Source organism: Polynucleobacter sp. MG-28-Ekke-A2 (assembly GCF_035012985.1).
Taxonomy (GTDB): domain Bacteria; phylum Pseudomonadota; class Gammaproteobacteria; order Burkholderiales; family Burkholderiaceae; genus Polynucleobacter.
Genome location: NZ_JAYGQU010000035.1, coordinates 1 through 6,184 on the forward strand (window position 1 = coordinate 1; position 6,184 = coordinate 6,184).

The 6,184-nt window shown below is 40.5% G+C and carries 6 protein-coding genes; 5 read left to right on the forward strand and 1 reads right to left on the reverse strand.

Features of this window, described 5'->3' with window-relative positions:
• Positions 1-224: 224 nt before the first annotated feature.
• The gene (locus tag VC188_RS11640; RefSeq protein ID WP_216121994.1) at positions 225-398 is read right to left on the reverse strand and encodes a hypothetical protein; all 174 of its coding nucleotides are present in this window, start codon (positions 396-398) and stop codon (positions 225-227) included.
• 232 nt (positions 399-630) lie between these two features.
• Here VC188_RS11640 and VC188_RS11645 point away from each other — a divergent pair, with 232 nt between their 5' ends.
• From VC188_RS11645 to VC188_RS11665, 5 genes are all read left to right on the forward strand, one after another.
• Positions 631-942: a helix-turn-helix domain-containing protein gene (locus VC188_RS11645; protein WP_323484069.1), complete on the forward strand. Its 312-nt coding sequence runs from the start codon at positions 631-633 to the stop codon at positions 940-942.
• Positions 939-2,285, forward strand: coding sequence for a HipA domain-containing protein (locus VC188_RS11650; protein WP_323484070.1), 1,347 nt, complete (start codon positions 939-941; stop codon positions 2,283-2,285). The genes VC188_RS11645 and VC188_RS11650 overlap by 4 nt, the downstream gene beginning before the upstream one ends.
• Positions 2,286-2,541: 256 nt before the next feature.
• The gene (locus VC188_RS11655) at positions 2,542-3,252 is read left to right on the forward strand and encodes a DUF4145 domain-containing protein (protein ID WP_323484071.1); all 711 of its coding nucleotides are present in this window, start codon (positions 2,542-2,544) and stop codon (positions 3,250-3,252) included.
• Between the two features lie 123 nt (positions 3,253-3,375).
• Positions 3,376-4,095, forward strand: coding sequence for a hypothetical protein (locus VC188_RS11660; protein ID WP_323484072.1), 720 nt, complete (start codon positions 3,376-3,378; stop codon positions 4,093-4,095).
• Between the two features lie 677 nt (positions 4,096-4,772).
• A complete protein-coding gene (locus VC188_RS11665) occupies positions 4,773-5,975 on the forward strand; it encodes an ATP-grasp domain-containing protein (RefSeq protein ID WP_323484073.1) in 1,203 nt (400 codons plus the stop codon).
• The last annotated feature ends 209 nt before the right edge of the window (positions 5,976-6,184 follow it).

Sequence of the window (6,184 nt, forward strand, 5' to 3'; positions counted from 1 at the left end):
GATTGGATGTGGACATACAATCATGAAAGACCGAACATGGGCTTAGGTGGAATTACACCAAAGCAAAAACTAGCACTTGCAGTACCAGCTTCTACTTTTAGCTTAAGTTAAAAATGGGGGGATTACCGGTCAGCAAGGCTTATCTTATCGGATATAAGATTCAATTGATCATCCTCAATATGAATTACATCTAATGTACAAAACTCTAGAATTAGAGCTGTTTTTTAATTGTCCAGCTTTAGATCTGAGTAAAGTTTTTTTAAATATGCAGAGTCAATCAAAGCCACCTCTTTAGCGGCCTCAATGTCTCCACAACCAGCAGAACCTCGTAATTTAATTGAGCCTGATTCAATACCAGCTTTGATTAGACCAATTGATTCATTGGAGTTAAGCGCCATGGTAGACCTCTTTATTTTGGTTTGGTGAGCTTGAACCCTATCATGTTTGAGTGACTGCATGAGTAAACATGGGCGGCGAATTTGGAAAATTTATTATAACGATGCTTAAGCATCGATAATTTATATATCAGCTATATTTCTAAGTATATCGATGCATATGCATCTTTTATTAATATTAGATGCGAAATTATGAGATAATCGATGACAAGACATCGTTTATTAGGGCATCTCAGTGAAAATTAAGATTACCAAACCTCAGGATCTAGGTTTATTGATTAGGGCAACACGCAAACATCAAAAGTTGCGCTTGGATGATGTTGCTGGGAGTGCTGGATTGGGGCCTGTTTTTGTGCGCGAGGTCGAGCGAGGCAAAGAAACGGTTCAATTTGGTCGCGTAATTAAGCTCTTGCAAGAACTTGGCATTGAACTTAGTGCGGATGTGACGGACGACGTGTTGGCTAATTTTGAAAAATTGCAGGTAGAAGGCGTTAAGCCATTGCCACCCAAGCGTCGGTTTTCTGTGCCAAAGGCGGGTTCAGTATGAACGCGCGTGTACTGGATATATTTATTAATGACCAGAGGGTTGGGCAACTTGTTGAGCAAAATAATCTTTGGAGTTTTGAGTATGCACAAGACTGGATAAATTCGCCTGAGGCATTTGATTTATCTCCAGCTTTATCAAGGACGCAGTTGTTGCATCAGGATGGCGCTACTAATAGACCAGTGCAGTGGTATTTTGATAACCTGCTTCCCGAAGAAAATATGCGAACCATTTTGGCTCGCGAGGCGAAACTGCCAAGCGAAGATGCTTTTGGACTACTGGCGTATTTTGGACGCGAGTCGGCTGGCTCACTAGTTTTAACGATGCCGGGGGAATTGATGTCGCAAGAACAAGGATTGGTTTCATTAAGTTTTTCTGAGCTAAGTGATCGCATCACTAATTTGCCACATGCCTCTATCTCACAAAATTCCCCAAAGAAAATGTCCTTGGCAGGGGCGCAGCATAAGCTCTTGGTTGTGCTTCAGGGTGAGGCGTTGTTTGAGCCTTTAGCGAGCTCGCCTTCAACGCATATCTTAAAACCTAATCACCAAGATCCGGCTTACTCAGCATCCGTGATGAATGAGTATTTCACGATGAAATTAGCGCGGGCACTTGGGTTGGATGTGCCTAATGTGTATCGACTTTATGTTCCGCAGCCGGTTTATGTTGTTGAGCGCTTTGATCGCGTTATCTCGCAGTCAACTCAAACGAAGCGATTACATATTATTGATAGCTGTCAGTTGCTCAATAAATCACGTGAATTTAAATACTATGGTGCGAATTTAAATGCTCTTGCCCAGACAATTAACCAATGTCGAAACAAGGCCGCTGCTCGATTGGCTATCTATCGTTGGTTGGTGTTTAATTTGTTGGTGGGCAATGGAGATAATCATTTAAAGAACCTATCCTTCTTGGTTGATGTATCGGGCATTAATATTGCCAAAGCGTACGATCTTCTATCAACAGCAGTCTATGACACGCGTACTTTTGCTAATGAAAAAGCGACTTGGCCCAATACGGCGCTAGCTTTACAAATTGGTAATGCAAAAACTTTTTCTGCGGTTACGCGGGAAGACGTTTTGGGTGCTGGAATGGCTTTGGGTTTGAGTAGGCAAACGGCCCAGCGAGAGTTTAATCGCCAGCTCGAGTTATTGCTTACGGCGGCAGATGAACTGATTGAGGAAGTAGAAAATTCATTTAAGAAGTTTGAGTTGGAATATCCTGATGAACCATCAGTAGCAACGACGCTTGCAAGTGAGCGTCAGGTGTTAAGGGCGATTCGTCATGCGATATTGGCGGAAATGGTAGAGCAATTGAGAGGCGAGAAAATATCAGAATGTGGTTAGGTGGGGATGCTTATCGGGAAAAGCTAAGGCCATCGCAGTACCTGATTCATTTTCTATCTTGATTTAGTCTTTGTCAGAGCATTGGCTCTTTGGGGCTTCTCACTTTATTTTTGCTTGTTATTCGTGGCAACTTCCAAAAGTGTGAAAGCGCATAATTGGTGGGGGTATATAGAGTAAATTGTAGCCGTACCATATGGTCGCTATTAATTATTATTGCAATTAGGATTGAATCCATCAATTAACTGTGGAGTGTTTTATGGCTGAATTAGTTGCAAATTGTCCGCGCTGCGGGGCAAAACATATTACCTTTAACGTGACAGCAGCAAATATAGTTTCGATTCAATACAACTGGCAGAATTGGTATGAGGCATTCGCTATTTGTAGAAACTGTAATCAGACAACAATCTTTGTCTTGAGTGAGTCATCAAGCGCAAATCATCAGCATATGCATAAAGTTGGTTTACTTAACGTTACAGGTAGTTTAAATAATTTTGTCAATATCGAGGATTACATAAGTCAAAAAAATGCTGCGGCCATTGAGCCCCCCAATTTTTTACCAAAGAATATTGAATTAGCCTTTCGCGAAGGGGCGGCCTGTCTTGCCATTGGCTGTAATAATGCTGCAGGATCAATGTTCCGACTTTGTGTGGATTTAGCCACCAAGTCTTTTTTGCCAGTGCAAGAGGTTGATGGCCTAAATGCAAAAGTAAGGCGCGATTTAGGTCTTCGCCTTCCCTGGCTGTTTGCATCGGGTTTGCTCGATAAGTCTTTGGAAGAGTTATCCACATGCATTAAAGATGATGGAAATGATGGTGTTCATGATGGCAATTTAACTAAACTAGAGGCAGATGACTTGCTTGATTTCACTTCAATTTTGTTAGACCGTATTTTTTCAGAGCCAGAAAGAATTAAATTGGCTAAAGAAAGAAGGGAATTAAGGCTTAACCAGAAACATAGCATTTCCTAAGGCAAGCCATTGTTAACTTTTTAAAAAATATATAGGGGTGTTATGGAAAGCGAGAGTCTAATTAATTTTCCTGGCGATCCAATGGATTCCCCAATTTATCGCATTTATCCCCTGGATATATTCATGAAGATATTGTTAGGAAAAGATCGGCTTGCTAATCCCAATACATGGCCTGATCCTCTTGATAATTTTTTACTTCGACAGACTCAAATAAATACTTCTGATGGGGAGGTGATTGACCCTACTTCCTTGGGGAATGGTTGGTATGCTCAGTGTTGGAGTCTTCAAAAGAATTCAGCGGCAATGTGGCATCTATACGGCACTTATAAGGATTTATCTGGCCAAGGAGGTTTGGCAACAATTAATCCACAAAATTATGCTCAATGTAGCATTCAGGTTAGTAGTACGCCTAGAAAGATATTGGATCATTTCTATGGGGTATTGGAAAACTCGAAGGCCAATCTTTTTTGTGGATACGTTCGCTATATAGAGGAGTATGAATTTGAAAATTTGCTTTCTAGATACAAATTTGCAGATTTTCTTTTTCCTGGTAATCAAAGATTATTTGCGGAATTCATGTGTTTAAAGAGAATGGCCTTTTCACATGAGCAAGAGGTTAGGTTTATCTATCAAGATATTAATATTGACTTTTCCCAGCCGTGGTCTATGTATCGAGAATATGATTTAAATCCTAACGTCTTGTTTAATGGAGTGGTGCTTGACCCAAGGCTAAAAAACTGGGAGTCAGAAAAAATAAAGAATTTGTTATTAACAAGTGGGATTATGTTAAATATTCAGCAATCTGATCTTTACGAAAGAAAGCTATTTCAGATGCCGTTTTGAAAGTGCTGTATTTTCATATGATTGTGATTTGCATGCAAAATTCTCTATTGTTGTTTACATTTTCCAGTCTGCATGACTGCTATGTAAATTCCCCGTTAAAAATTCCTGCTTTATGAGGGCGGTCAAATAAATTCTGGATTAAATGACGGTTTTTGAGGGCGAATAAGAATCGTTAAGCAAAATACCCTGTAAATTTCCCTGTATGCAGGGGGGGGATGCAAAGACGCTTTAGGTGCTGACTACGCACACCGCCTGAGGTTTTAATGAAAATTAATTAATGGGGAACGAAATCAACAACAAAATATTTATGGACCTCATTAGAGAAATTCAAGCTGATGCCAATAATCGCTTGGATGGATTAATTATGTTAGTTGGTCTACGTGACTATCCAGCAGTATTAAATGACCAATTGCTTATATAGCTTTGAGGTATTTGTTGCGGAGAATTAACCCGTTAATCACCGCATTCCCCGCAACAAATATGGAGAATGGGGATGTAATGGCCTTTTTAATGTCAAAATGTAAAGAGGCATTTTTAATGTAAGAGTGATGATGTCAGGTGGTACTGGCAACGTTGGAATTTTCGAGTCTAGTGCCCACATTTTTTAATTCGTTTTGCGAAGTGCGCATTACGGGCATAAGAGCGTTAGTAATTATTTAAATACACTTTCAATCTTAATGAAATCTAAGAAGCAATTTAAAGCCCTATTAATTGGTAAGAGTTTCGAGCTAACAACAGCACCGTTACCACTATTGAAAAGAGCTAATTTTGATGTGGACTTAATCGCATTTTTTGGTATTTCGTCCAGAGATTCCTCATTTAGAAGCATTTATTGCATCAATTCTATAGGCCGGTTAGCCGAAATATTGCCGGGATTATTAAGCCAATCTAATTACGATTTGGTGGTCGTTGGTGATGATGAAACGCTCTCGGATATTCATGGCTCTAACTTATCGGCAGAGTTGAAGATGCAGATCCTTCCCATCTCATCGATTAATGGCGAGTGCCACCTATATTCAAAGATTGGGCTGTCCACGCTCTTACAAAAATCAGGAATTACGACACCTAGATTTGAAGTTGCGAAAAATGAAGCTGAATTGCTTTCTCTCGCTGAGAAAGTGGGTTACCCAGTAATTGTGAAGATTGATTACTCAGGTGGTGGAGCGGGCGTATTCCAATGTAATTCCATGGAGGAGATTTTTACCCACCTAAAGAGCTGTAAGTATCCGCTTTTAGTTCAGCAGTTTATTGAGGGAGACATGCTGGACTTATCTGCTTTTTACCAAAATGGACAATTAATTCACTTCACCTACTCTAAGTTTGAAAAGACGGTAGGCGGAAGCTTTGGGCCATCCTCTGTTCGGAGTTATCAGCAACTTGCGATCGTAAATAGGGAGGTGTTTGAAGAGCTGCGGAGACTGGGGATGGCGTTAAGCGCCCATGGTTTTGTCAATATTAGTGTTATGCATTCGATAAAAGACGGTAAGCGGTATTATTTTGAGGCTGATATGCGCCCAAATGTTTGGGTTGATTATGGGAAGTACATCGGAAATGATGCGGCTATTGCAATTAGCGAGTACTTTACTAATGGTCAGACGCTGAATTGTCCGCCGGTGCGAAATCCCCAATACCCCCAAACTCTTTTGATTCCATATATATTACGGCTTTCATTTTGGGAACTTCTTTTAAATAAATATAAGTGTTGGGACTATATAGAGGGTTGGTCGCAGTTATTTTTGCAGATCCCCAGCAGGATTGATAGTGTATTTACAGCGCTATCAATCCGTTTTATAAAGCCCCGAGTATCTTCTTCGGTTTGGTCAAAGCTGAAATACCTTCACAGTCAGGTTGTTATGGGGATGTATTCAAAGCTGAGGTAGCATCGCGGTTTAGAAATTTATCCATTGCGATTGAGTAATTCAAGTTGCTAAATATGCCGGATATCGGCAGATTGATTCTCAATGCGTATTCCAGCGATCGTGACCGCCGGTTCCAAATTCATCGTGACCGATAAACTCTTGATGCTGGAAGGCTCGTTTATTGTAGTTTAGCGGTCACGATACCTTCGGTTTTTTACCTATTTCCGCCG